General features: G+C 63.2%; 21 protein-coding genes. 1 reads left to right on the top strand and 20 read right to left on the bottom strand.

Translation table 11 applies throughout. From position 1 onward, the window contains the following. Positions 1-3 precede the first annotated feature (3 nt). The 5 genes from ACIPL0_RS07790 to ACIPL0_RS07770 all read right to left on the bottom strand — a co-directional run bounded on the left by ACIPL0_RS07790 (position 4) and on the right by ACIPL0_RS07770 (position 5,374). The gene (locus ACIPL0_RS07790; protein WP_400595395.1) at positions 4-1,359 is read right to left on the bottom strand and encodes an ATP-binding protein; all 1,356 of its coding nucleotides are present in this window, start codon (positions 1,357-1,359) and stop codon (positions 4-6) included. Next, the gene (locus ACIPL0_RS07785) at positions 1,335-2,000 is read right to left on the bottom strand and encodes a response regulator (protein WP_400595397.1); all 666 of its coding nucleotides are present in this window, start codon (positions 1,998-2,000) and stop codon (positions 1,335-1,337) included. The genes ACIPL0_RS07790 and ACIPL0_RS07785 overlap by 25 nt, the downstream gene beginning before the upstream one ends. Before the next feature lie 86 nt (positions 2,001-2,086). Beyond that, positions 2,087-2,530 (bottom strand): hypothetical protein, encoded by a 444-nt coding sequence (locus ACIPL0_RS07780; protein ID WP_400595399.1) that lies wholly within the window; start codon positions 2,528-2,530, stop codon positions 2,087-2,089. A gap of 34 nt (positions 2,531-2,564) precedes the next feature. Continuing rightward, a complete protein-coding gene (locus tag ACIPL0_RS07775; protein ID WP_400595401.1) occupies positions 2,565-3,329 on the bottom strand; it encodes a hypothetical protein in 765 nt (254 codons plus the stop codon). Between the two features lie 113 nt (positions 3,330-3,442). Beyond that, positions 3,443-5,374, bottom strand: a complete 1,932-nt coding sequence (locus tag ACIPL0_RS07770; RefSeq protein ID WP_400595403.1) for an LTA synthase family protein — start codon at positions 5,372-5,374, stop codon at positions 3,443-3,445. A 378-nt stretch (positions 5,375-5,752) separates the two neighbouring features. Between ACIPL0_RS07770 and ACIPL0_RS07765 the strand changes: the two genes are divergently transcribed. Further along, complete coding sequence (locus tag ACIPL0_RS07765) at positions 5,753-7,249, top strand: ArnT family glycosyltransferase (protein ID WP_400595405.1); 1,497 nt, start codon at positions 5,753-5,755, stop codon at positions 7,247-7,249. 308 nt (positions 7,250-7,557) lie between these two features. Here the strand turns inward: ACIPL0_RS07765 and ACIPL0_RS07760 are convergent, their stop codons facing one another. The 15 genes from ACIPL0_RS07760 to ACIPL0_RS07690 form a co-directional block, all read right to left on the bottom strand. Beyond that, complete coding sequence (locus ACIPL0_RS07760; RefSeq protein ID WP_400595407.1) at positions 7,558-8,958, bottom strand: UDP-glucose dehydrogenase family protein; 1,401 nt, start codon at positions 8,956-8,958, stop codon at positions 7,558-7,560. Beyond that, the gene (gene arnF / locus ACIPL0_RS07755; protein ID WP_400596032.1) at positions 8,936-9,340 is read right to left on the bottom strand and encodes a 4-amino-4-deoxy-L-arabinose-phosphoundecaprenol flippase subunit ArnF; all 405 of its coding nucleotides are present in this window, start codon (positions 9,338-9,340) and stop codon (positions 8,936-8,938) included. Before arnF ends, ACIPL0_RS07760 begins: the two co-directional genes overlap by 23 nt. A 23-nt stretch (positions 9,341-9,363) precedes the next feature. Beyond that, positions 9,364-9,708, bottom strand: a complete 345-nt coding sequence (gene arnE, locus ACIPL0_RS07750) for a 4-amino-4-deoxy-L-arabinose-phosphoundecaprenol flippase subunit ArnE (protein WP_400595409.1) — start codon at positions 9,706-9,708, stop codon at positions 9,364-9,366. After that, complete coding sequence (gene arnT, locus ACIPL0_RS07745; RefSeq protein ID WP_400595411.1) at positions 9,705-11,357, bottom strand: lipid IV(A) 4-amino-4-deoxy-L-arabinosyltransferase; 1,653 nt, start codon at positions 11,355-11,357, stop codon at positions 9,705-9,707. The genes arnE and arnT overlap by 4 nt, the downstream gene beginning before the upstream one ends. Beyond that, positions 11,354-12,235 carry a 4-deoxy-4-formamido-L-arabinose-phosphoundecaprenol deformylase gene (gene arnD, locus ACIPL0_RS07740; protein ID WP_400595413.1) on the bottom strand — a complete coding sequence of 294 codons (882 nt, stop codon included), beginning with the start codon at positions 12,233-12,235 and terminating at the stop codon, positions 11,354-11,356. Before arnD ends, arnT begins: the two co-directional genes overlap by 4 nt. Next, a complete protein-coding gene (gene arnA, locus ACIPL0_RS07735) occupies positions 12,235-14,226 on the bottom strand; it encodes a bifunctional UDP-4-amino-4-deoxy-L-arabinose formyltransferase/UDP-glucuronic acid oxidase ArnA (RefSeq protein ID WP_400595415.1) in 1,992 nt (663 codons plus the stop codon). Before arnA ends, arnD begins: the two co-directional genes overlap by 1 nt. Continuing rightward, complete coding sequence (gene arnC / locus ACIPL0_RS07730) at positions 14,223-15,236, bottom strand: undecaprenyl-phosphate 4-deoxy-4-formamido-L-arabinose transferase (protein WP_400731506.1); 1,014 nt, start codon at positions 15,234-15,236, stop codon at positions 14,223-14,225. The genes arnA and arnC overlap by 4 nt, the downstream gene beginning before the upstream one ends. Then, the gene (gene arnB / locus ACIPL0_RS07725) at positions 15,233-16,381 is read right to left on the bottom strand and encodes a UDP-4-amino-4-deoxy-L-arabinose aminotransferase (protein ID WP_400595419.1); all 1,149 of its coding nucleotides are present in this window, start codon (positions 16,379-16,381) and stop codon (positions 15,233-15,235) included. The genes arnC and arnB overlap by 4 nt, the downstream gene beginning before the upstream one ends. Positions 16,382-17,011: 630 nt before the next feature. Beyond that, complete coding sequence (locus ACIPL0_RS07720; RefSeq protein WP_400595421.1) at positions 17,012-17,344, bottom strand: hypothetical protein; 333 nt, start codon at positions 17,342-17,344, stop codon at positions 17,012-17,014. A gap of 1,100 nt (positions 17,345-18,444) precedes the next feature. Then, a complete protein-coding gene (locus tag ACIPL0_RS07715; RefSeq protein WP_400595423.1) occupies positions 18,445-19,668 on the bottom strand; it encodes an acyl-CoA dehydrogenase family protein in 1,224 nt (407 codons plus the stop codon). Positions 19,669-19,701: 33 nt separating this feature from the next. Then, a complete protein-coding gene (locus ACIPL0_RS07710) occupies positions 19,702-21,075 on the bottom strand; it encodes an LLM class flavin-dependent oxidoreductase (RefSeq protein ID WP_400595425.1) in 1,374 nt (457 codons plus the stop codon). 26 nt (positions 21,076-21,101) lie between these two features. Further along, positions 21,102-22,829 carry a dipeptide ABC transporter ATP-binding protein gene (locus tag ACIPL0_RS07705; protein WP_400595427.1) on the bottom strand — a complete coding sequence of 576 codons (1,728 nt, stop codon included), beginning with the start codon at positions 22,827-22,829 and terminating at the stop codon, positions 21,102-21,104. Then, the gene (locus tag ACIPL0_RS07700) at positions 22,826-23,704 is read right to left on the bottom strand and encodes an ABC transporter permease (RefSeq protein WP_400595429.1); all 879 of its coding nucleotides are present in this window, start codon (positions 23,702-23,704) and stop codon (positions 22,826-22,828) included. Before ACIPL0_RS07700 ends, ACIPL0_RS07705 begins: the two co-directional genes overlap by 4 nt. Positions 23,705-23,927: 223 nt before the next feature. Next, positions 23,928-24,914 carry an ABC transporter permease gene (locus tag ACIPL0_RS07695; protein ID WP_400595431.1) on the bottom strand — a complete coding sequence of 329 codons (987 nt, stop codon included), beginning with the start codon at positions 24,912-24,914 and terminating at the stop codon, positions 23,928-23,930. Beyond that, positions 24,907-26,535, bottom strand: a complete 1,629-nt coding sequence (locus ACIPL0_RS07690) for an ABC transporter substrate-binding protein (protein ID WP_400595433.1) — start codon at positions 26,533-26,535, stop codon at positions 24,907-24,909. The genes ACIPL0_RS07695 and ACIPL0_RS07690 overlap by 8 nt, the downstream gene beginning before the upstream one ends. Between the last annotated feature and the right edge of the window lie 17 nt (positions 26,536-26,552).

Below are 26,552 nucleotides of genomic sequence, written 5' to 3'. Positions count from 1 at the left end.
TGTTCAGTTCCCCGCAAGCGGCAGCCACACCGAAACGCACAGACCGGTTTGCCGTTGCTCATCGGTAAAGCCCAGGCGCAGGGTCGCACCGGTCCGTCTGACGATGGCCCCGACAATCGACAAGCCGAGGCCGGAGCCAGGCTGCTCGCTGCCCAGGCCTCTGTAGAAGGCGTCGAACACACGCTGCTGTTCCTCCTGCGCGATGCCCGGCCCGGAATCCTTGATCTGCAACCGCGCCATGCCGTCGTGCAGGTCCACCGACAGGTCGACCGTGCCGCCCGAGGGGGTGTAGCGGATCGCATTGTCGGTCAGGTTGCGGATCAGGGTCAGCAGGTCGATCTCATGCATCAGCACCTGCACATCGTGATCACTGACCACACCGACATCGATCTGCCTCGCTTCGGCCAGCGCCAGCAGGTCTTCCAGCACCCGGCGGTAGGCACCCTGAACGGACACGGCCGGTGGTGGCTGGCCCGGATCCGACTGCGCCCTGGCCAGCGCCAGCAGTTGCTCGACCAGGTTGCGTCCACGTTCGATGCCTGAGCGCAGGGATCGCAGGCGTTCTTCGGCGGGTGCCGACATGGGTACAGCCGCCAGACGTTCCGCCTGCAACGACAGGGCGGTCAACGGTGAGCGCAGTTCATGGGCGGCATCGGCAACGAAGCGGCTCTGGGTGTCCAGCGTCTGCCGCACACGCCCCAGCAACTGGTTGATCGCGCGCACGAACGGGCGGATTTCCGTCGGCACCTGGCGCTCTTCCAGCGGGTGCAGTGCCTGCTCATCGCGCTGGTGGATTTCAGCGGACAGCAGGGCAATGGGCCGGAACAGCTTGCGCACCAGATCGGCGACCACGATCGGCAGGATCGGAAACAGGATCAGAAACGGCAGCAGGCTGCGCCAGGCACTTTCCCGGGCGCCCTTGTCCCGTTCGCCGGTTTCCTGGGCCACGGCGATGCGTTCGCCACGGGCGGTGGTCTTGACCAATACCCGAAACGGCTCGCCCGCCACGTCCAGGGTGCGGATGCCGTCGGCCAGCGTGGTCGGTAACGGTAAAGGCGTGCCGGCGTCGCCGTCAGGGCGGGCTCTGGCGCCATCGGCCAGGTATTGCACGATGACCCTCGACTCTTCGTCGTCGCCTTCCACCGCGGTGTCTTGCGGGTATTGCAGGGTCATCTGCTGACGCTCGAACAGGGCGGCGACCTGACGCAACGTATCGTCCTGCATTTCGTGGGCTTCATCGAACGCCGACACGAAGGCGAACACCCCGGCAGCCACCGCCACCGTGAGGATCGCCAGCGACAGGGCGACGGACAAGCGCAGTTGTACCGACTCATTCAAACGTTTTTTGAAACCATCCATCCCACACCTCTGACGTTTCTGATCACCTCGCTGCCCAGCTTGCGACGCAGCGAATGGATCAAGAATTCCACTGCGTTGCTTTCCACTTCATGGCCCCAGCCATAAATGCGATCTTCCAGTTCGGCGCGCGACAGGATGGCGCCCGGTCGGATCAGCAAGGCCTGCAACAGCGCAAACTCGCGACCGGACAATTGAACGCCCGGGTTGTCCCGGGTCCCGGCCTGCTTGCTGCCCGGATCGAGGGTGACCACACCGTTGCCCAGCAAGGGTTGGGCGCTGCCGCCCTTGCGCCGCAGGACTGCACGTATGCGCGCCAGCAGTTCGGCCATATCGAAGGGCTTGAGCACATAGTCGTCGGCGCCGCCGTCCAGCCCGCGCAGACGGTCATCCAGGCTGTCGCGGGCGGTGATGATCAGCAGCGGCACCGGGTTGTCGCGGGCACGAATGGAGGCCAGCACGGCATGCCCGTCCTTGCCGGGCAAACCAAGGTCGAGCAGGACCAGATCGTAGTGCTGGCTGTCCAGCGCGGCCAGGGCCAGCAGGCCGTCCTTGAGCCAGTCGGCGGCGTAGCTGGCATCGCTCAGCGCGCCCTGGATGGCTTCTCCGATCATCGGATCGTCTTCGACAAGCAGTATTCGCACGACACTTCTCCGGGCCAATGGCGAACGCCCTCCAGAGGAGGGCGCAGGGTGAATCATGGGGCATCAGTGGCTGACACGGTAGTCGGTCATTTCTTGCCTTGCAGGGTATCGAATGCCTTGAGCAGATCATCCATGGCCGAGGCGCAGACCTGTTGATTCGGGGTGCTGGCGCGCAGCGCCGAGAGGGCCCGGTCGATGGCTTTGTCCAGCACGTGCCAGTCGCTGGCAGCGCGTGGCTTGATGCCGGCTTCGGCGGCGTCCCATGTCGACTCCAGATCCTTGATCCGGGCCTTCGCGCCAGGCAGGTCGTTGTGGGCCACAAGGCCGGTCACGTCCTCGGCGATGGTACGGAACGCCGACAGGTCGCCCAGCTTCGACGGTGCAGTCTGGCTGGCGCCGCTTTGTGCGACGGAACTGTCCGTGGCGGGCTTGGGTTTGTCGGCGGGTTTGGAGCAGCCGGCCGCAACGCTCAACAGAAAAATGGAAGAAACGATGGCGATGTGACGAACTGCATTTCTGAGGTAACGCATGGTGAACTCCGTTAAGGGCATTGAATTGAGGTGATCAGGACGGCATGTGTTGGCGATGGCTGGCGTTGACCTGGGCGACGGCGACGAGCATCAGGATGACGCAGAGGAAGATCGCGCTGGTCCAGGCGGCGCCCATGCCCAGGCCACCGTAGGTTTTCGCCTGGGTCAGCAGATCGCCCAGCGAGGCGCCGAACGGACGGGTCAGGATGTAGGCGACCCAGAAGGTCAGCACCGCATTGCCGCCCATGCGCCAGGCGATGAAGGTCACGGCGAGCAGCGCGGCGAAGATCACGGCGCCGAGGGAGAACCCCAGCCCCAGTGCTTCGGTGGCAAGATCACCGGCCGCCGTGCCGAGGGCGAAGGTGCACAGCACCGTGGCCCAGTAGAACCATTCACGCCGGGGCGTGTTGATGGCCTGGATGGACAGGCTGCGCTCGGCGCGATACCAGACCAGGAAGTTGATCGCCAGCAGAATCGAGAACACCGCCGTACTGGCGTACAGGCTGACATCCAGCATGTCGGTGAGCACATCGGTGATCTGCGTGCCGACGATGCTCACCAGCACCACCGTCAGCCAGTAGATCCAGGGTGTGCAGACACGGGTGCGAAGCTGGGCGAACAGCGCGATGGCGAGCAGTGCCGCCATGCCGAGGGTGGTCACACCGGCGCCGAGGCCGGCGTCGACCGCGAGAAAGTCGGCGCCCGTTTCACCCACGGTGGTGGACAGGATCTTGATCACCCAGAACGACAGCGTGACGTCGGGTACTTTGTTCAGCCAGCCGGCTGTGGTCGGATTCATAAGGGTCGCTTCTCCATGACAGCGCTGCGAGTGGCGCCAGAGAGAAGGTACGCAGCGAAACTTAGGAGAAACTGAGGGCATCTCGAAAAGTGCGAGATGCCCTCGATGGGCTGTCAGCGTTGCCCTTGGGCAGGCTCCCAGCCGAGCAGGCGCTGTTTGAAGCCGTAGCTCGCGCTTTGGTAGTAGGTGATCGCCCTCGCGATCAACGGGTCGTCGTTGCCGGCCTGGCTCTCGACGCTGTCACTCAGGGCATTGTCATGCCGACGCAGGCCTTTGCGTGGGCTGAGGATGGCCAGATCCTTGCCGTCGAACAGGCCCAGGTGCTGGTAGTTGCCGACCAACACACGCGGCGGCAGCTTGCTGTCGAGGAACAGGTTGCGGCCGAAGAAGGTCGACGAATAATCCAGATTCAACAGCCCCAGCAGGGTCGGTGCCAGATCGATCTGGCTGGCCAGTTGCGAGATCTCCGCAGGCGCCAGCAACTTCGGCGCATAGATGAACAGTGGAATCGCATAGTTGTTGATCGGCAGGTCCTCTTTGCCCGCGCTGCCGGCGGTGTGGTCGGCGACAAAGACAAAAATCGTGTTGTCGAACCAGGGCTTCTTGCGCGCTTCCTGCAGAAACTGGCCGATGGCGTAATCGGTGTACTTCACTGCGCCGTCACGGCCATTGCCTGACGGGATGTCGATGCGACCGTCGGGGAAGGTATAAGGGCGGTGGTTGGAGGTGGTCATCAACTGCAGCAGGAACGGTTTTTTGCTCGCAAAGTCGGCATCGGCCAGGCGCAGAGCCTGTCGATAGAGGTCTTCGTCGGCCATGCCCCAGGCGTTCTTGAATTGAATGTCTTCTTCTTTGACGCTGCTCTGGTCGACCACGCGATAACCATTGCCGCTGAAGAAGGCGTTCATGTTGTCGAAATAGCCACGGCCGCCGTAGACGAAAACGCTGTCGTAGCCCACCGCCGCCAATTGTTGGCCCAGGCTGGCATAACCGCTTTCCCGGCCGACGCGCTTGACGATGGAGCGCCCGGGCGTTGGCGGGATGGACAGTGTGATCGCTTCCAGGCCGCGGTCGGTGCGGGTGCCGGTGGCGTAGAAATTGTTGAAGTACAGGCTTTGCTTGCGCAAGTCGTCGAGGTTGGGGGTCAGGTTGCGCGTGTCGCCGTTACTGCCCAGGTACTTGGCACTGAGGCTTTCGATGGTGACCAGAATGATGTTGGGTGTGCGGGCAGTGCCCGGATTGTCGATGGCGCGGCGTATATCCAGCGGCTCTTTGCCGGTGTGGGTGTTGCCCGGTTCGTCCAGTTCGGCACGCAGGTGCGCAGCCACTTCGGCGTCGGGCAGGGTGGCGTAGAACTGCTGATAGTCCAGCTCGTTATTGCGGAACGCGGCGAAGAACTGGTACGGGCCGTTGCTGGCCAGTTCCCGCTGGTAAGCGTTGCCACCCAGGCCGCGCGGCTGGTCCTGATCCACCCAGAACAGGCTGATGGCGGCCAGCACGCCCAACGCAGCAAGACTGCCGAAGCGCTTGCCCATCATGGGCATCGGCGCTCGCGCCGCAGCGGCCACCGCCGGGCCTGTCGCCACGCTCAGCAGAATGGCGACAACGGCCAACAGACTCATCAGTTTGCCGATCGGGTAAGACTCGAGAATGTTGTTCAGCACTTCATCGGAATAAACCAGATAGTCCACCGCGATAAAGTTGAAGCGCACGCCGAATTCGTCCCAGAACAGGTATTCGGCCACCGCGACAAACAGCATCACGAAAATGCTCAGCGTCAACACGCCCTGCAGAAACCAGCGATGTCCGCGACGACGCCACAGTGCAGGCGGGCAAAGAAACACATACAGCCCGAGGGGCAGGGCGGCATACGACAGAAATGCCAGGTCGTGCAACATGCCTGTCACGAAAGTACCGATGAATTGATCACCGGCTTCATCCAGATGCGTCGCAAACAGGAACACCCGGGTCAGAAAAAACACGGCGAACCAGAGGGTGGTTGCCAGTAGCAGGAAGCGCGCAGGCGCCGAGAGGTGAATCCGCATGGGTCAATTCCTTTGGAAGCGATGACAGACCGGTCTGTCTGGGTATTTCTGCGCCTGATCATCCATTGATTAAACAAACAGGCAGAAACAACTAAAGGGTTTGTCAAATTTATTGATTGCTAATTTGTTTCAGCGTGTTACGTTATTGGTTTTTCACGCTGTAATCGCATCGCCCGCCACCTTTGACAAGTTGATGTGAAAGTTTGGTTAAAACGTTGTAAACGGTCTGTTATTTATTCCCTTCGCGGCAAATAAACATGGCGTCCTGCGTGGGGTGCCATGCAAGCGTTAACAAGTTCTCGACAATCGACTGTTTAAACTCGGCGTACTCCGACAGGTTGTCGGGCTTCTGATTCTTACCCTTCGGTACTCCTTTCGATGACGACCCGTGCGCTGTCACTCTTGTTGCTGGCTGCCCTGCTGTTTTTCGTGGCGCTGGGCAATCATCAACTGCAGGACTCGACAGAGCCCCGGGTGGCGGGCATCGCCATGGAAATGCACCTGAGCGATAACTGGGTCACTCCGATGCTCAACGGCCAGGCATTTCTGGAGAAGCCTCCGTTGAGTGTCTGGCTCGACGCCTCGGCGATCCGCCTGTTCGGTGCCGAGCCCTGGGCTGTCAGGCTGGCCTCGGCGTTTGCCGGGTCGTTCAGTGTGTGGCTGCTGTACATCATGCTGCGCCGCCTGGATCGCCCGGCCGGCGTGGCCTGGACCGCTGCCTTCATGCTGGCGACCACTGCCGGTTTCTGGAGCAATTCGCGACAGGTCGGTGAAGATGCGCTGTTGTCGTTGGGCGTGACCATGGCATTGCTGGCGTTCTTTCGAGCCAGTCAGTTGGCTACAGAGAAGCGCAGTGCCCGTGCGGCCTGGCTGCTGTTTAGCCTCGGGATCGTGATCTCGACGCTGAGTAAGGGCGTGCTGGGGCTGGCCATGCCGGGCGTGGTGATTTTCGCCTGGTTGCTGTGTGACACCCTGCGCCAGCGGCGGCTGACGCCCATCGACTGGCTGCGGCCGGCGCTGTTCACGCTGCTGGCGCTGATCCCCTTGCTGGTCTGGCTGGTGTTTCTGTACGGGCAGGGCGGTACACAATCGTTGACCGAAGTGCTGTGGACCAACAGCGTCGGACGCTTCAGCGGCTCGTTCGAGGAAGCCGGCCACTACGAGCCTTTCTACTATTACCTGGGCAAATTGCCGGAAGCCTTCCTGCCCTGGAATCTGCTGGTCTATGTCGGCCTGTGGCATTTTCGCCGGCAGTTGTTTGCCAACCGCCATCTGTTGTTCTTCAGCCTGTGGCTCGGCGCCCAGTTCCTGCTGCTGAGCCTCGCATCGAGCAAACGCACGGTGTACCTGATGTCGCTGGCGCCTGCCGCGGCAGTGATTGCAGCGGAATTTGCCGTGGTGCTGTGCGCGGCGTTGCAGGCCCGCCGCGAACACTCGACGCTGGCGGCGTTTGCGCTGCGCTACGGTAGGGTGCTGCTGATAGGAGGAGTGGTGCTGCTGGTCAGCGGCTACCTGAGTGCGGCGATGTGGCTGGTACCTCGCGCCGACCGGCAATTGTCGTTCCTGCCGCTGACCGACAAGGTGCATGCCTTGCAGGCGCAGGGGCGGCACGTGGTGCTGTTCCAACCCAGCGAACGGCTGGCCGGCGCCAGTGTGTTCTACACCCGCAGCCTGCTTGACACGATCAACTCCGACAGCGAACTCAAGCGCTGGCTGGCGGACACCGCCGGTGGCGTCGCGATCATCGAAAGCCTGTCACCACCCGAGTGGCCGCTGGCGGTGATCGACCATTTCAAAATTGGCGACCGCGTGTATTACCTGGTCACCCACGACATGGCGACCGCTGACCAGAAGAGCAACGTGCAAGATTTTTGATGCGGGCTTGCTGCACCTGTAGGAGCGCGCTTGCCCGCGATTGCGATCTGTCTGATGTCTCGTAGGTGGCTGACCCTCCGCCATCGCGGGCAAGCGCGGGTGATTGCCGAAGTTCCCGCAGACGCTCCAAATCACTGTAGGAGTGAGCTTGCTCGCGATGGCGTTCAATTAGACGGCATCGATGCGACTGAACGTACGCCATCGCGAGCAAGCTCACTCCTACAAGGTGGGTGTTTGTCGACATTCTCGTGGATACCGCAAACCGTAGCGGGAGCGCGCTTGCCGACGTTGGCGGTTTTGATAAGCCGTCAGACGTACTGACGGCCGGCCTGTTGGACTGGGGGTTGCGACGACCATTGTTTCTGCGGGATCGGCAGGTCGCAGGATTCGCCACGGCCGATAGGGAAGTAGTGGAAGCCGCTTTGTGCCAGCCGTTCGGTGTCGTACAGGTTGCGGCCGTCGAAGATCACCGGCGACGCCAGACGCTGCTGGATCAAGTCGAAATCCGGGGCCTTGAACTGTTGCCATTCGGTGCAGACGATCAGCGCATCGGCGTCGTTGAGTGCCGACTCCGGCGTACCCATCAGCACCAGATCCCGGCGATTGCCGTAAATGCGCTGGGTTTCCTGCATGGCTTCCGGGTCGAACGCGCGCACGCTCGCGCCGGCCTCCCACAGGGCTTCCATCAGCACCCGGCTGGGGGCATCACGCATGTCATCGGTGTTGGGTTTGAAGGCCAGGCCCCACACCGCGAAGGTCTTGCCGCGCAGGTCGCCCTGATAGAACGCGTTGATCCGCTCGAACAGCTTGTTCTTCTGCCGTTCGTTGATCGCCTCGACCACCGCCAGCAGGTCGTTGGAGCAGTGCGCTTCCCGGGCACTGTGGATCAGCGCACGAATGTCCTTGCCGAAGCACGAGCCGCCATAACCGCAGCCGGGGTAGATGAAGTCGTAACCGATGCGTGAGTCGGCACCGATGCCAAGGCGCACCGACTCCACGTCGGCACCCAGGTGTTCGGCCAGTTCGGCGATCTGGTTGATGAAGCTGATCTTGGTCGCCAGCATGCAGTTGGCCGCGTACTTGGTCAGCTCGGCGCTGCGCAGGTCCATGAACATGATGCGGTCATGGTTGCGGTTGAACGGGGCGTACAACTCGCGCATCACCTTGCGCACGCCATCGTTGTCGCAGCCGATGACGATGCGGTCCGGGCGTCGGCAGTCGTTGACCGCCGAACCTTCCTTGAGAAACTCGGGGTTGGACACCACGTCGAACTGCAACAGCCGGCCGCTCTGGCGCAGGGCCTTGTCGATGTGGGCACGCAGAGCATCGCCGCTGCCGACCGGCACGGTGGACTTCTCGACCACGATCAACGGCGCGCTGCGGTGACGGGCAATCGCGTCGCCCACGGCAAAGAAGCCGCTCAGGTCGGCTGAGCCGTCGTCTCTGGACGGCGTGCCGACGGCGATGAACAGCACCTCGGCATGTTCCACCGCAAACTGCTCGTCGCTGGTGAAGTGCAGGCGCTTGTGGTCCAGATTTTCACGCACAAGGCCGGCCAGCCCGGGCTCGAAAATGTGCACATGGCCCTTGCTCAATTGCTCGACCTTGGCCTGGTCGATGTCCATGCAGACTACGTCGTGACCGACCTCTGCAAGCACGGTCGCTTGCACCAGTCCTACATATCCGCTACCGAAAACGCTGATTTTCATGATGGAGATCCTGATAAGGGATACGGGCAGTACGCCGAAGGTTGATGGTCAAGACACCCATCACGATTAACGCGACACCCACGGTTTTCGAGGCCGTGAACGTCTCCTGAAAAAGTGGCAGCGTGGCCGCCAGTGCATACACCAGCGCATAGCTGATGCTCAGCAGTGAATAGGCGCGACTCAGTGGCAGGTCGCGCAAGGCCAGCAGCCAGAGCAGCATGGACAGGGCGTAGGCGCCGATCGAGGCGCCGATCACCGCCAGTGCGGCGATGGAAAGATCGCCCAGCCCCGGCAGGTCCAGCCACTGGGCCGGTGTCGGCAGGCGGGTCATGCTCCAGCGCATGCCCAATTGCGCCGAACTGACCAGCAGCACGCTGCCCATCGCCAGCATCACGCCACGGCGGCTCATGCCTGCTGCCCCAGCAACACGACCCCGGCCAGGATCAGAGTCACGCCCAGCCAGTGGCGCGGGTCGACGAACTCCTTGAACACATAGCGGCCCACGAGGGTGATCAACACGAAATTGAGCCCCAGCATCGGGTAGGCGATACCGACGTCCATGCGCTGCAACACCAGCAGCCAGGTCAGCAGGCCCGAGCCGAGGCAGGCCAGCGCCAGCCACAACCAGGCACTGCGGGCGGCCACCCAGATGCCGGGGAAACCGTCGCGCCAGCTGTCCACGGCGACTTTCTGCGCGAGCTGACCCAGGCAGGTCAGCAGGCAGGCGGCGAGCAGCATCAACCAGGTCATGACGGCAGCTTCTCGTAGATGAGAATCACCAGATTGCCCTCGTCATAGCGCTTGCCGTCCTTGGGCAGCAGGTCGAGTTCGCGCAATTCCTCGTCGCTCTTGCCACGCATGATCACGCCGACCGGGCCTTCGCGGCGGGCCTGGTTCATCCAGCTTTCAATGTCCAGCATGCTGACTTCGCGGCCCTGTACGTCGGGATAGCCCAGGCCGTATTCGAGTTCGCCGAGGGTGTTGAACAGCGCCACGTCGGTGCGTTTCAGACGCCACGACAGCGCCGATGCAGCGCCCAGATCGTTACTCAACAGGTGGCGGCTGGCCTGCAACTCGTCCTGATGACGGGCGACGAACTGATCCGGGGTCTTGTTGAACACCACGCTGTTGGGCAGTGCTGCCGGCAAGGCCGCCACCAGCAACCAACTGCCGGCAGCCGGCGCCGCCCACCATTTCAGCGGTCGCCAGCCCTGCAGGGCGTTGCTCACCACCCAGCCGGCCAGCACCAGCACGGCCAGCGCAAGGTGCAGCGGCTCCTGGTCGTACACCGGCCGTTTCAGTTGCAGATACAGCAGCGCCACCAGGCCGAGGCTGGCCGCCGCGGCGTTGAGCAGGCCGTTGATCCGCAGGGCCAGGCCGTGACGTTGCTTGAGTCGTTCGACCAGCGCATCGCCCATCAACAGTGCCAGCGGCAGCAGGCAGGGCAAGATGTAGGTGGGCAGCTTGCCTTTGCTCAGGCTCAGGAACGCCAGCGGCAACAGCAGCCACAGCAGCAGAAACGCGATGTCGGGGCGGCGCTTGTGTTGCCACGCCTGCTTCAACGTCACCGGCAGCAGCAAGGCCCAGGGCACGCAGGCGGCGACCATCAGCGGCAGGTAGAACCACCAGGCCTCGGCGTGTTGTGCGTCTTCGCCAGCGAAACGCCGGACATGTTCGTGCCAGAAGAAGAAACGCCAGTAATCGGGTTCCTGCGCATGCACCGCGAGCACCCAGGGCAGGCAGACCAGGATGGCGACCAGCACCGCCAGCGGACCGAAGCGCAACAGCTCGGTCAGGCGGCGCTGCCAGAGCATGTACGGCAGGGCGACGATCACTGGCAGCGCCCAGGCCAGAAAGCCTTTGGTCATGAAACCCATGCCGCAGGCCAGCCCGAGTACTGCCCAGGCGGCCAGACGCGCACGCCCCGCGCTGTGCACGGCATACCAGAACGCTACGAGGGACAGGTTGACCCAGAAGGTGAACTGCGGGTCCAGGTTGCTGTAACCGGCCTGGCCGGCGACAAACGCGAAGCTCATGAACAGCAGCGCGCAGGCGAAACTCTTGCGCGAATCATTCCACAGGCGGCCGGCGAGCAGATACGCCAGCACCACGCTCAGGCCGGTGCTCAGCGCCGAGGCAAAGCGCACCCCGAACAGGTTTTCACCGAAGATCGCCTGACCCAGCGCGATCAGCCAGTAGCCGGCGGCCGGTTTCTCGAAATAGCGCAGCCCCATGAAATGCGGCGCCGCCCATTGCCCGCTGTGCAGCATTTCCTGACTGATCTGTGCGTAGCGGGTTTCGTCCGGAATCCACAAACCATGGGAACCGAGCGGCAGCAGATACGCCGCGACAAAGGCCAGCAACAGCCAGGCGATACCACGAATCCGACTGTCGTTCATTGCTGCACCCCCAGCCAGCCTTCACGGCCGGACAGCGCGCCGCGCACGACCTGCCCGCAGGGCAACTCGTCGATGGCGTCGGGCAGCAAGCGGCCCAGTGGCTGGAAGTGGATGTCCTGGGCCTGCGCCCGTTGCAGCAGTTGTGCGAAGCCTTCGGCCATGACGATGCCTTCGACCTCGGCGTGGATGGTGTAGACGTTGAGCTGGCGCTCGGAAAAGCGCTTGAGGATGAAATCGTTGAAGGCAGGAGCGCCGACCTGCGGCCCGACCACTTCGTCGAAGGTCGGCAGGTCCACCGGAATCTGCGGTGCGCCAGGCCGACCGTCGGCCAGCAACGGACGAAACAGGCTGCTGCCCCGGCAGTCGCTGTTGTAGCGAAAGCCGAAGGCCTGCTTGGCTTGCACGGTGTGCTCGTCGGCGCGCCAGCCGGCAGCCGCCGAGCAGGTCACCGGCTCGCCGAGGATGTCGCTCAGGCAGTCGACCCCACGGCCGATCTGTCCGCTCAGTTCCGCTTCGCTCCAGCGTCCGGCATTGGCCTGCCAGCCATGGTGATCCCAGGCGTGCAGGCCGACTTCGTGACCGGCGTCGCGGGCACGGCGCATCAACGGCCCGAGGTCGCGACCGATCGGTTTGCCGGGCCACGCGGTGCCCGCCAGCAGAATGTCCCAGCCGTAGAGGCTGGCTGCCCGCGAGCGCAGCATTTTCCAGAGAAAGGTCGGCCGCACCAGGCGCCACAGGTGGCGCCCCATGTTGTCCGGCCCGACGCTGAAAAAGAACGTTGCCTTGACCTGGGCTTCGTCGAGCATGTCCAGCAGCCGCGGCACACCTTCACGGGTGCCGCGGTAGGTGTCGACATCGATTCGCAGTCCTGCCCGCATCAATGCTGACCCGCCTTCTCGGCCATGGCTTCACGCAGGAAAAAGTCCAGGGTCTTGCCGATGGTTTCGCTCAGCTCGACGCCCGGTTCCCAGCCGATCAGGCGGCGTGCGTTGTCGATGCTCGGCTTGCGATGGCTGACGTCCTGATAGCCCTTGCCGTAGAACGACTGGCTTTCGACCTCACGGAAACCGGCGAACGGCGGGAAGTTCGAGCGCAGTGGGTGAGCTTCGAACTGGCGCAGCAGCTCTTCGCCCAACTGGCGGATGCTCGCTTCGTTTTCCGGGTTGCCGATGTTGATGATCTGGCCGTTGCAGCGGTCGTCGCGGTTTTCGATGATCCGTGCCAGCGCCTCGATGCCGTCGGCGACGTCGGTGAAGCAGCGTTTCTGCGCACCACCGTCCACCAGGCGAATCGGCGTGCCTTCCACCAGGTGCAGGATCAGCTGAGTGATGGCCCGGGAGCTGCCGATACGTGCGGAGTCCAGGCGGTCCAGGCGTGGTCCCATCCAGTTGAACGGACGGAACAGGGTGAATTGCAGCCCTTTCTGGCCGTAGGCCCAGATCACCCGGTCCAGCAACTGCTTGGACACCGAGTAGATCCAGCGCTGCTTGTTGATCGGCCCGACGACGAGGTTCGAGGTGTCCTCGTCGAAGCTGGCGTCCTGGCACATGCCATAGACCTCGGAGGTCGACGGGAAGATCACGCGCTTGTTGTACTTCACGCAGTAGCGAACGATCTTGAGGTTTTCCTCGAAATCCAGCTCGAAGACCCGCAGCGGATTGCGCGTGTATTCGATAGGCGTGGCGATGGCCACCAGCGGCAGGACCACGTCGCATTTCTTGATGTGGTACTCGATCCACTCGGTGTGGATGCTGATGTCACCCTCGATGAAGTGGAAGTTGGGCTTGTCGCGCAGGCGCTCGATGGCGTCCGACCCGATGTCCATGCCGTAGATTTCGTACTGGTCGTCCTGCAGCAGGCGTTCGGAGAGGTGGTTGCCGATGAAGCCGTTGACGCCGAGGATCAGCACGCGGGTGCGTCGGGTCGGGCGGCGTTTGTCGGCACCGCTCAGGCGCGAACCTTCGACCAGCCCGAACTCCCGGGCCAGTTGCGCGCCGCGCAGATACAGGCCGTCGTCACCGCGCTGGCCGGCTTCGATCACCAGCGACCCCTCGCCACAGGCGATGCGCAGCGGGTCGCAGCTGATCACCGTGCCAGGGGCTTCGCCGCCGTTGCTGTCTTCGGCGCGCGCTGCCCAGACGATCAGCTTGTGCTCGCCCACCGGGCTGAACGCGCCGGGGTAGGGCTGGGTCACCGCGCGCACCAGGTTGTACAGGCGCGAGGCAGGCTGAGCCCAGTCGATCAGGCCGTCGGCCGGCGTGCGACGGCCAAAGTAGGTAGCCTTGGATTCATCCTGCGGCGTGCCCGACAGCTGGTCGCGAGCCAGCAGTGGCAGGGTTTCGCACAGCAGATCGGCAGCCGCTTCACGCAGCTTGCCGTGCAGGGTCAGCGCGGTATCGACGGCGCTGATCGGCACGCGTTGCTGGGCCACGATCGGGCCTGCGTCCGCACGCTTGACCATCTGATGCAAGGTCACGCCGGTTTCGCTTTCACCGTTGACCAGCACCCAGTTGGCCGGCGCGCGGCCGCGATAACGCGGCAGCAGCGAACCGTGCAGGTTGAACGCGCCTTTTTGCGCGCACGCCAGCAGCGGCTCGCCGAGCATCTGGCGGTAGTAGAAAGAGAAAATGAAATCGGGCGCGAGCTTGCCGACGCGTTCTACCCACAGCGGATGGTTTGGATCTTCTGGCGCATGCACCGGAATGTCGTGTTGAGCACACAGCTGAGCCACGGAACCGAAGAAGGTCTTCTCGGCAGGATCATCGGCGTGGGTGAACACCGCTGAAATTTCATAACCGGCGTCCAGCAAGGCCTTCAGGCCCACACAGCCAATATCGTGGTAAGCGAAAACGACAGCTTTAGTGCTCATGGCGCAACCTTGTTCAGATAAGGGGATGCAGGAGAAACAGTGCTATGGGAGGTGCTCGCAGCCGGGCTGCGGACGATTTTTTCAATGAAGAAACGCGGGCGGGCGCGGACGTCGCTGTACATGCGGCCCAGGTATTCACCCAACAGGCCCATGCCGATGAATTGCCCGCCGGTGAACACGAACAGCACGGCGAACAGCACGAAGGTGCCGTGTCCGGCCCAGGACGCACCGAAGATCAGGCGCAGCACGATCAGCAGCCCGGCGAACAGAATGCCGAGTGCCGCCATGCTGAAACCGATGATGCTCAGCAGGCGCAGCGGGGTGGTGGTCATGCAGGTGATCAGGTCGAACATCAGGTTGATCAGGCGCATCGGGCTGTACTTGGAGTCGCCGTGTTCGCGCTCGGCGTGCTCGACGGTTATTTCCGTGGTGTGCCGGGCGAAGCTGTTGGCCAGGATAGGAATGAACGTGCTGCGCTCGCGGCAGGCGAGCATGGCGTCCACCACCGTGCGCCGGTAGGCACGCAGCATGCAGCCGTAATCGTTCATCGCCACGCCGGTAGAGCGTTGCACCGCCAGGTTGATCAGCTTCGAGGGCCAGCGCCGCCAGGCCGAATCCTGACGGTTGCTGCGCACGGTGCCGACCACGTCGTAGCCCTGGGCTGCCAGCTTGACCAGACGCGGGATTTCCTCGGGCGGGTTCTGCAGGTCGGCGTCGAGGGTGATCACCACGTCGCCCTTGCATTGCTCGAAACCGGCCATGATCGCGGCATGCTGGCCGTAATTGCGGTTGAGGATGACCGCCACCACCGGGCTGCCTTCGCGCTCGGCGGCCTGCTGCAACAGGTCGGCCGAGTCGTCGCGACTGCCGTCGTCCACCAGAATGATTTCGAACGGGTAGGGCAATTCCATGCAGGCCGCTTCGGTGCGGCGCAACAATTCCGGCAGGCTCTGCTGTTCGTTGTAGACCGGGATGACGATCGATACACAGTTGACTGGATAAGGTTTCAAGGGCGGGGTCCCACGATCGATTCAATAGCACTGACGACGCGCTCGACATCGTCGAGTGTCATGTCGGGAAACAGCGGGATGGAACACAGCCTCGACGAGTTCCATTCCGTGTTGGGCAGGTGAACGTCGGGGAAGCGTTGCCGGTAATAGCGGTGCAGGTGAGTGGCGATGAAATGGATGCCCGTTCCGATGTTCACTTCCTGCAGCGCCTTCATGAAGCTGTCGCGATCCATGCCGCAGCGCTCGGCGTCGATGCGCAGGATGAACAGATGCCAGGCGTGCTGCTGCGGGTAATGCGGCTGAGCGAGCGGGAGAACGGGGCTGCCGGCGAGGCGTTCGAGGTAATGGTTGGCGAGTACCTGGCGTTTGGCGTTGATTTCCTCAAGGCGCTGCAGTTGCACCAGGGCGATGCTGGCGTTGATGTCTGCCAGATTGTATTTGAAGCCTGGCTCGATGACCTCGGCCTGCGGCTTGCGCCCGTGGGTCATGCGGTCGTAGGCATCGACGCCCAGCCCGTGGAATTTCAACTGACGCACACGGTCGGCCAGCGCCGCGTCGTCGCTGACGAACATGGCGCCTTCGGCACAGGTCATGTTCTTGATCGCATGGAAGGAAAAGATCGCGCTGCCGCGAGCGCCAACGGGGCGGCCCTTGTAGCCGGTGCCGGCTGCGTGGGCGGCGTCTTCGATCACGGCGATGCCCAGGCGCGAGGCGAGGGTGTACAGCGGATCGAGGTCAAAGGCGGCGCCGGCGTAATGCACTGGAATGATGGCTTTGGTACGCGGCGTGATGGCTTGTTCGATGAGCGAGGCGTCGGTCATCAGCGTGTCGCGATCGACATCGACAAACACCGGCGTGGCGCCCAGCAGGCAGATCACGTTGGCGGTGGAAACCCAGGTCTGCGACGGCGTGATGACTTCATCGCCCGGCCCGATGCCGAGCGCGAGCAAGGCAATATGCATGGCGCCGGTCGCCGACGACAACGCCACCGCGTGCTCGGCGCCGACGCGCTGTGCGAATTGTTCTTCGAGTTTTTTGCACTCCGGGCCGGTGGTGATCCAGCCGGACTGTAGAACCCGGGTAACTGCAGCAATTTCTTCTTCACCGATACTTGGTCGGGAAAAAGGAAGAAATGCCTGATCCATGGATATCCCCTCAGATTACGCTTCAACTACCGAATGCTGTACACATCAAAAAGTCAGGGCGAGCTGAATGGACGCCCGTATTAACAGTGGGCGATCAGGGACGATGGAAAACTTGAGGTCATGGGTGAGAGGGCTTCCGTGCATGCGCAATACTCCGTTGGCATCAAAGTCTGTCTGTCCGTGAAAAGCCGATGCCGGGACGATAGTAGAACAAGTATGAAAATTACGTCTACAGCGCGTGACAGTTCCATTACAGGTCGGGCGGCTGCGGAGGTCGCGGCGGAGCTGATGAGTTGACATCTGGAAATCCTCTGCTAAGGAGTGCCTGTGGATCACGGCCAATAATCACAGAAAACACTCCACGAAACAGTGGGACTACAAGTGTCGTACAGGTCGCGTTCAGCCGGCAGGGGTCATATATAAGGTGAGAGAATCTGCCAACTAAGTGCCGTCGAGATGATGGAATTCGTTATTGTTTAAACAGTGGAATTTTTCAGGGTTGAAAGGCGTGTACTGAAACGATACTGCCGCTTGTTTGACGGCAGTTCGGGGACATATTTCAGTCTGCTGCGACAGCATGAAAAAAGCCGCTGCCTGTGACGGCAGCGGCTTTTTTTCAGCACTCATCGATTACCAGCGACCGTCACCCCGGTGTTGGTCATAGCCACGGTGATAACCGGCATCGTAATAGCCCCGTGGACGCGGCGCCTCGTAACGGCGGTACACCACCGGTGGCGGCGGCGCGTAATAGGCCACCGGCTGATAACGCGGCGCAGGTGCGTAGTTCTGATAATGCGGACGATGGTGGTCGTGGCCCGAATCGCTCAGCACGGTTGCCAACACTGCACCTACGGCTGCTCCGGCGATGACGGGCACGATCACGTTACGCTCGTCGGCGGAAGCTGCCCCGGCAGCGACCAGGCAACCGGACAGGATCAGGGCTTTAGTCATCTTCGAAAACATGGTGTCTCCTCTGGCGGCATGTTTGGGTTCGCCATGGACACATGAAACACCGGAACCGTGTAAAGAGAGGTCTAGAGTCGGTAAAGGTTGGGTAAACGCCGAACCACAGGCGGCCACACCTTAAGGTTGGACTTATCGCAAATCTCCGTGGGAGGGAGCTCTGCTCGCGAAAGCGTCGGTTCAGTCGATGCTGTATGGCCTGACCCACCGCATTCGCGAGCAGGGCTCCCTCCCACAGGTCAGATGTTTCCTGGCAGATGTGTGCTGGGCGGGACATAACCGTAGCCGTCCGGCCAGCCGGCAGTAGCGCCCTCAGGATCGTCGCCGCCGGCAAGCCGGACTGCTACGGGAATTGAGTGGAAACTCAACAAGGTTGGGCTTATCGCAAATCTCCGTGGGAGGGAGCCCTGCTCGCGAAAGCGTCGGCTCAGTCGATGCTGTATGGCCTGACCCACCGCCTTCGCGAGCAGAGCTCCCTCCCACAGTTATTCAGGGTGTCTGGCAGGTTTCAGCACGCCGCCAAAACCCGTAGCAGTCCGGCTTGCCGGCGGCGGCGATGTTGAGGGCGCCTTTGCGGGCGAGCCCGCTCCCACAGGGAGTGTGTGTATCGCCGGCTTTTGATCTGGCTTTTGATCTTGGGGCCCCGTCCCAGAAGGCCGAACGCAGGCGGTGCGTAGTGGCGCCGAGCGGCATGGATGCCGCGAGAGCCGCGTGGGCCATGGATGGCCCATTCGCGGCGGGCCCACGGAGCATTGCCGGAGTGAGGGTACACCGAGCATTAGCGAGGTGCCGTATGGCGGGGTAAGAAGCCCTTGGTTACTTGGGGCTTTTCCAAGTAACTCGCCGTCAGGCGAAACAGGCTGCGTTAGCAGACCATGCGATCCACCAGACAAATAGAGTGCACAGGATTTACGACGACTTCGTCGCCGATCGCGGGCAAGCCACGCTCCTACAAGGTCCGCGTAACTCGCCGCCAGGCGAAACAGGCTGCGTTAGCAGCTAAAGCGATCAACCAGACACACCGCGTGTACAGGATTTACGACGACTGCGTCGCCGGTCGCAGGGCAAGCCAGCTCCTGCAAGGGGCCGCGTCGGAGCGCTCAAGCCACCCCGATCTTCCACTGTGCCGGCGGTGGCGTGCCGTTGACCGCGAAATCCCCCACGATACGGTCCTTGTAGATACGCGGATTATGCGAAGCCAGCGTCCGCGCATTGCGCCAGAAACGGTCCAGGCCCTGCGGACGCAACGTCGCTGAAGCACTGAGGGCGTCGAACATCCGCGAGCTGGCATCGATGATCAGATCGCTGACAATGGTCTGCGACTGCGCAATCTCCAGTTCCGCGATGTCCACCGCGCGCTGCCGCGCTTGCGCATCACCGTTCAACACCGCCTCATAGGCACGCTGAATCGCCTCGGCGTTTTTCAGCACGATGGCGCCAGCGCTGTAGGCCGCGGCACGCAGACTGCCGACCACCTGCAACACCTGCGGATCCTGCGCCACGCGAGACGCATTGCCGTTGCTGAATGAGCGCGTGCGTTTGCCCACCGCCGCCGCAATCTCGCCCGTCAGCGCCCGGCCAATACCGGCCAGATTCGCCAGGTGGATGATCTGAAAAATCGCCGGCGAATAGGCAAAGCGATCTTCGCTGACGATATTGCGCGGATCCACCGGCACCCCGCGAAAGTGCGTCGTGCCGCTGGCAGTCAGGGTCTGGCCGAAACCGTTCCAGTCGTCGATCACCTCGACCCCCGGATCATCACGGCGCACGGTGACGAACACGCGCTTGCCGTCGTGATCACTGACCGCCACGTCGATCCAGTCGCTGTAAAGACTGCCAGTGGTGTAGAACTTGCTGCCGTCGATGCGCCATTGCTCGCCGTCCAGATACAGCCGCGAGTCGAGCCGTGCCTGTGGCGTCTGGCCGATTTCGCCGGTAGCAGGCCCCACGGTTTCGCCGCGACCCAGCCGCTCCAGCCACAACGCACGACGGGCACTGTCGGGGCTGCTGAGCACGCTTTCGGTAAAGCCCAGATGGCCGCGCAGCGCCTGCACCAGATTGGAGTCGGCTTCGCCCAGTTCGATCAGCAGGTTGGTCAGTTCGGGAATGGTTGCGCCCGCGCCGCCATACTCTTCGGGCACGCGCACGGCGGTAAAACCCGAGGCCTTGAGCAGTTGAATTTCTTCCACTGGCAAACGGCGCTCCAGCTCGCGGCTGATGGCGCCTTCGCGCAGGGTGGCGAACAGCGGGCGGAAACGTTCGGCCAGTTGTTCGTAGCGTTGCGAAGGGCCAGCGCCCCAGGCCAGATCGATTTGATGGGTCATGTACGGCGTTCCTGTTCTTTTAATCGGTTCAGTTCAAACGGTGGCAGTGCGTTCGCGACGCAACGCCGCCGGGTGTTGTGGGTAGGGCAGGCCCAGACGCTCACGCAAGGTCTTGCCGGTCGGGCCGTCGGCGGGCACCAGACCACGGCGTTTCAGCTCGGGCAGGATCAGCGCGATGAAGTCGTCCAGACCTTCCGGATAAGTTGGCGGCAGAATGTTGAAACCGTCGGCGCCGTAGCCTTCGAACCAGGCCTGCAACTGATCGACCACTTCTTCCGGCGAGCCGACCAGGGTCCAGTGCCCACGGGCGCCGGCCAGGCGTAGATACAGCTGGCGAATGGTCAGGCCCTCGGCGGCCAGTTGCAGGATCAGTTGCTGACGGCTTTTCGAGGCGTTGGTGGCTGGCAGATCCAATGGCAGCGGACCGTCCAGCGGCAGGTGTGACAGGTCAACACCGCCAAGCAGGCCGGACAACAGACTCAGACCTACTTCCGGGTGAACCAGATTCTGCAGGCGCTGATGCTTGGCATGGGCTTCGGCAGAAGTCGGTGCGGTGAAGATGGTCACCCCCGGCAAAATCTTGATGTGTTCAGGCTTGCGGCCCAGCACGGCGGCGCGGGATTTCACATCGCTATAGAAGGCCTGCGCGTCAGCCAGGCTCTGGTGGGCGGCGAAGATGGCCTCGGCCGTGGCGGCCGCCAGATCACGACCATCTTCCGAGGCGCCGGCCTGCACCAGCACCGGTTTGCCTTGGGGCGAACGCAGCACGTTGAGCGGCCCGCGCACATGGAAATGCTCGCCTTGATGGTCGGCGATGTGCAGCTTGTCGCGGTCAAGGAACAGGCCTTTTTCCTTGTCCAGCAACAGGGTGTCGTCCTCCCAGCTGTCCCACAGCTTGTCGACGACCTGATGAAATTCGCGGGCGCGGCTGTAGCGGTCGGCATGAGCCGGCTGGCTGCGCGCCGTGCTGCTGCCGAAGTTTTTCGCGGCATCCGGGTCGCTGCTGGTGACCAGGTTCCAGCCGATGCGCCCGCCACTGATCTGGTCCAGCGACGCGAACTGGCGAGCCAGGTTGTACGGCTCGCTGTAGCTGGTGCTGGCGGTCGCCACCAGGCCAATACGAGAGGTCACGGTTGCCAGTGCCGCCAGCAGGGTCAGCGGCTCGAAACTCAGGCTCGGTGCGATCACCCGGTCGAAGGTCGGCGCGTCGATGCTGCGTACCGACACGCTGTCGGCGAGGAACAGCGTGTCGAAGCCGGCGGCCTCGGCCTTGCGCGCCAGATCGATGTAATGGTCGATGCGAATCCCGGCATCGGCCTGTGAACCGATGTCACGCCAGGCGGCGATGTGATGGCCGGTGGCGCGCAGGAACAGGCCGAGTTTCAGTGTGTCTTTGCGTTGGGTCATGGCAAAACTCCTTGTTTGATCCAGAACTAACAGGCGACCGCGAAGGACAGGCGGCTGGCCAGGGGGAGTGGGGGTTGGAGAGGCGGCTGTATCGTCGGCTGACGGCTGCCGGGAATCGCCGCCAGCAGGCGCTGGGTGTAACTGTGTTGCGGTTGCTGCCAAAGCGCGTGGGGCGTGGCCTGCTCGACGATGTGCGCGTCGTGCATGACCAGCACGCGGTCGGCGAAATAGCGCACCACCGACAAGTCGTGGGAGATGAACAGATAGGAGAGGTCGAAAGCTTCGCGCAACTCCACCAGCAGGTTGAGGATCTGTGCTTGAGTGGACACATCCAGCGCCGACACCGGCTCGTCGCAGATCACCAGTTTCGGTTGCACGATCAGCGCCCGTGCGATGCCGATGCGCTGGCGCTGGCCGCCGGAAAACTGGTGCGGCAAGCGATTAAGGCTGTTGCGCGGCAGGCCCACCGCATCAAGCATGGCTTCGCGGTCCAGGCGGCGTTGGGTGGCGTCGTTCTGGCTGTGCAGACGCTGCACCCGGTCAAGGATCGTCTCGACGCTGTGCCGTGGGTTCAGCGCGGCGTAAGGGTCTTGAAAGATCATCTGCAACTGGCCGCGCCACTTCAGCTGCTCCGCCGGGCTGAAGCTTGAGATGTCGCGCCCACCGAACGCGATGCGCCCTTGACGGGGTTGCAGCAATCCCAGCAGGGCCTTGCTCAGGGTCGACTTGCCGCACCCGGACTCGCCGACCAGCCCGACGGTTTCCCGTGCGCCGATGTTGAACGACAGCCCGCTGAGCACATCGCGTTCGCCATAACCCAGGCTCAACCGATCGACCTCCAGCAATGGCGGTACGCTCAGGCTGGGCGGGATCGGTTCATGACCCGGCGCATGGCGCGTGCTGCTGACCGCGTATTGATTGGGCTGGCCGGGCTGGCGGGTGACCTGGATTTCCGGCAGGCGCTGGTCGAGATAATGCTGGTTGTGTTCGCGGCCCAGCGAAGCCTGCAGCAGGCCACGGGTGTACGGGTGGATCGGGTGCTTGAACAGTTCGGCGGTGGGCTGGCGCTCCAGCGCTTCACCGTCGTGCATGATGATCACCCGGTCGGCCTGCTGGCTGACCACGCCCAGGTCGTGGGTGATCAGCAGCAAGCCCATGTTCAACTCGCGGCGCAGGCTGTCGAGCAGTTCGAGAATCTGCGCCTGCACGCAGACATCCAGCGCCGTGGTCGGCTCGTCGGCGATCAGCAGGCGCGGCTGGCAGGCGATGGCCATGGCGATCATCACCCGCTGGCGCTGGCCGCCGGACAAATGCTGCGGGTATTCACGCAGGTGCGCCGCCGGGCGCGGCAGCTTGACCAGACCGAACAGTTCTTCGGCACGCTGCCAAGCCTGACGGCGGCTCAGGTCGGTGTGAGTGAGCAGGGTTTCGGCCAACTGTTCACCGAGGGTCAGCACCGGGTTGAGGCTCGACAGCGGCTCCTGAAACACCATGCCCAGCGCGTTGCCCTGCAACTGGCGTATCTGCCGGTCCGGCAATTGCAACAGGTCACGGCCTTCGAACAGCGCCTGACCGGTGACCCGAGCGTTACCCGGCAACAGGCGCAGCAGGGCCAGTGCAGTGGTCGACTTGCCGCAGCCGGATTCTCCGACCAGTGCCAGGGTCTCACCGGCGTCCAGGGTAAAGTCCAGACCCTTGACCGCCTCGACGCCCTCATAACCTACGCGCAGTCCGCGCACATCGAGCAGGCTCATGGCAGGTACCTGCGCAGGCGCGGATTGAGCGCATCGTTGAGACCGTCGCCGAGCAGGTTGAACGCCAGCACCACGGCGATGATCGCCACGCCCGGCAACGCAGTCAGGTACCAGGCGCTGGCGATCTGTTCGCGGCCGCTGCCGATCATGCCGCCCCAACTGGCGACATTCGGGTCGCTCATGCCGAGAAAGGCCAGCCCGGCCTCGATCAGGATCGCCGAGGCCACCAGAATCGAGGCGGTGACCACCAGCGGCGCGAGGGCATTGGGCAGGATTTCCTCAAGGATGATGGTGCGGTTGCTGAAACCCTGGCTGCGCGCGGCGGTGACGAAGTCGGCGGCGCGCAGGGTGCGGAATTCGGCGCGAATCAGCCGGGCGATGGTCGGCCATGACGAGATGCCGATGGCCAGGGCGATGATGTTCACCGTTGGTGTGCCGATGGCGACGATGACGATCACCAGCAGAAACGACGGCACGGTCTGGAACACTTCGCTGATGCGCATCAGCACGTCGTCGATGTGCCCGCCGTGATAGCCGGCCACGGCCCCGACGCTGACCCCGATCAACACGCTGATCAAGGTGCCGTACAGGGCGATCAGCAGCGAGGCGCGGGCGCCGTGGGCGATACCGGCGGCGACATCGCGCCCCAGCGAGTCGGTGCCGAGCGGGAAGGCCGGGTCGCTGCCGGGCCAGAGCAGCGGTGCGGCGACCATGTCCAGTGGGTCGCCGGAGAAGAAATGACCGGCGCTGACGGCGACCAGCAGAGTCAGCAGCAGAATGCCCGCACCGGTCAGCGCCGCCGGATTGCGCCGCAGCGCGCTCCACAGGCTTTCACTGTGACCGCTGCGGTGTTGCGCAAGAACAGTTGTCGACATCGAATCCTCACTTTTCAAATGACGGGTACGCATTGTTTCTGCCCGCAGGGCGTAGGAGCTGGCTTGCCTGCGATCTGCCGGGAACCGGCAGTTGTTCCTGTACATGCGTTCAACCTGACCAAACGGGGATGCAGGTCTTACTGCCGCTTCGCGCCAGATCGCAGGTAAGCCAGCTCCTACGCCTGCGGCAGATTCAAACGCGCCCCCATCACGGTGCACTCGCTCAATCCACCTGAATCCGCGGGTCCAGCCAGGCCTGCAGTAGGTCCATGGCGACGTTGATCACCACCACCAGCATCGACGACAGCAGCAGAATCCCCAGCAGCAGGTTGTAGTCACGGGACAACACGGCATCGAGGGTCAAACGCCCCAGTCCGGGCCAGCCGAACAGCGTTTCGGTGACCGCCGCACCGCCCAGCAGCGCGGCGAAATGCAGGCCGGCGAGGGTGGTCACCGGCAACAGCGCATTGCGCAACACATGGCGGATGGCAATCCGTGCCGGGCTCAGACCCTTGGCCCGCGCGGTGCGGACAAAGTCCAGGCGCTGCACCTCCAGCATCGAAGCGCGGGTCAGGCGGGCATACAGGGCGATGTAGAACGACGACAGGGTCAGCACCGGCAACAACACATGCTTGAGCCGGTCGATCAACCAGTCGGCGCCGTGCAAGTCCAACCCCAGGGTGGCGATGCCGTCGCTGGGCAGCCAGCCGAGGGTCACGGAAAACAGCACCACCGCCATCAGACCGATCCAGAAACCCGGCGTCGAATACAGCAACAGCACGCCCAGTGACAGCACGCGATCCGGCCAGCGCCCGACCTTGCTTGCCATCACCGCCCCGGCGGCGATACCTACGGCCAGCGCCACAAGCAGCGCGCTGACCATCAGCAGCAAGGTGTTGGGCAGGCGGTCGAGGATCAGGCTGATCACTGGTACGTTGAAGCGCGGCGACAGGCCCAGATCGAAATGCAGCAGATGGTTGAAATAGGCCAGTAGCTGCTGACCCAGGCTCAGGTCCAGACCGAAGTGGCTGCGCCATTGCGCCAGGGTCGCCTCGGTGGCGCCGCCGGACTCACTGGCGAGCACGTCCACCGCGTCGCCGGGAATCAGCCGCAGCAGCAAGAAGTTCAACAGCACGATACCCAGCACCGTTGGCAGCGCTTGCCACAAAGTGCGCCGGGTCAGGCGCAACAGCCGCAGACGTTCAGCCATGGGCGACTGCCTCACCGGCCAGACGCACCTGCGCCAGACTGCCGTCCAGACCGTTGCCGTCGCCCTCGAAGCCCGATACTCGCGCGTTGTACACCGTCACCTGCTGCTGCATGACCAGGGTGATATTGGGCAGTTCTTCAATGACGATCTTCTGGAACGCCTTGAACAGTTCACCGCGTTTGGCCTCGTCGGTTTCCACTGCCGCGCTTTCCAGCAGGCGGTCGACTTCCGGATTGTTGTAGTGGGTGCCATTGGAGAACGGCACGCCCTTGCGGAAGTTCTTCGACCAGTACAACCGCTGCACACCCACGGTCGGGTCGAACGTGGTACCCATGCCGACCACGGCGAAATCGAAATCGCGGTCGGTGTAGATGCGCTTGATGTAGGTCGGGAAGTCCTGAGAGCGCAGCTGCACGTCGATGCCGATCCGCGCCAGTGCCGAGCGCACGTAGGTGGCGGTGCGGGCGTAGCTGTCGCCGTAGGGCAGCGGGTCGAGGGTCAGGCTGAAACGGGCGTTGCCTTTCTTCGGCAGACCGGCCTGATCGAGCAGGGCGTTGGCGCGGGCCACGTCGAACGGGTAAGGATTGGGTCCGTCGTAATGGTAATGCGGAAAGCTTTTCGGAATCGGCGCCACACTCACCTCGGCGTAGCCGTAATACACCACCTTTTTGATCACCTCGCGGTCGAGGGCGTGGGCAATCGCCTGGCGCACTTCATGGCGGGCCAGGTACGGGTTGTCGAGGTTGAACTCCAGAATGGTCGGCGTGATGGTGTAGGCGTAGCCGCGTGTGGTGGACTTGAGCTTGCCGGACTGGGTCAGGCGCGCCAGATCGCTCAACGGCACCGGGCTTTGCCCGCCGGCATCCAGGGTACCGTTTTCGAACGCCGCCAGCCGCGCCGCCGAATCGGGAATGACCTTGAGAAACAGGGTATCGACCTGCGGCTGGCCGGCATCCCAGTAATCCGGATTGCGCTCGAACTCGATGAAACTGCCGCGCTGCCATTGCTTGAAACGGTAAGGCCCGGTGCCGACCGGCGCGTTGTTGTGCGGGTTGCTCAGCGGATCGCCGCTGGCGTACAGGTGCTTCGGCACGATGGGCGTTTCCCCGGCGGCAAAGGCGCGGATCAGGTACGGCGCCGGTTTGCTCAGGCGGACAATGGCGGTGTGCGCATCCGGCGTCTCGACGCTGTGCAGGTTGGCGAAGGTGCCGCCGCCGCGCGGGTGATAGCGCTTGATCAGGTCCAGCGAAAACGCCACGTCGTCGGCGGTGAACGGCTGGCCGTCGTGCCACTTCACGCCTTCACGCAGGGTGAAGCGGTAACTCAGGCCATCGGCGGCAGCTTCCCAGGCAGTGGCCAGCGCCGGTTGCGGGTTGAGTTGCTCGTCATAGCTGAGCAAGCCTTCCAGCACCTTGCTGCTGGCGGTGATGGTGGTGCCGGCGGTGGTGTTGAACGAACTCAGCGACGGCGGCTCGGGGTTGACCAACAGGTTGAAGATGCGTCGGCCACTGACCGCTTCGGCGGTGGCAGCGGCAAGCGCGCTGGGCAGGAACGGCACGCTGGCGCCGAGCAAGGGCAGGGCGGACAGACCAGCGATGAATTGGCGACGGGTGAAGGGCATGGGCAGTCTTCCTTGCA

It is taken from the genome of Pseudomonas sp. NPDC090208, assembly GCF_044746785.1.
Classification (GTDB): Bacteria; Pseudomonadota; Gammaproteobacteria; order Pseudomonadales; family Pseudomonadaceae; genus Aquipseudomonas.
This window is presented reverse-complemented; position numbering and strand designations above follow the sequence as displayed.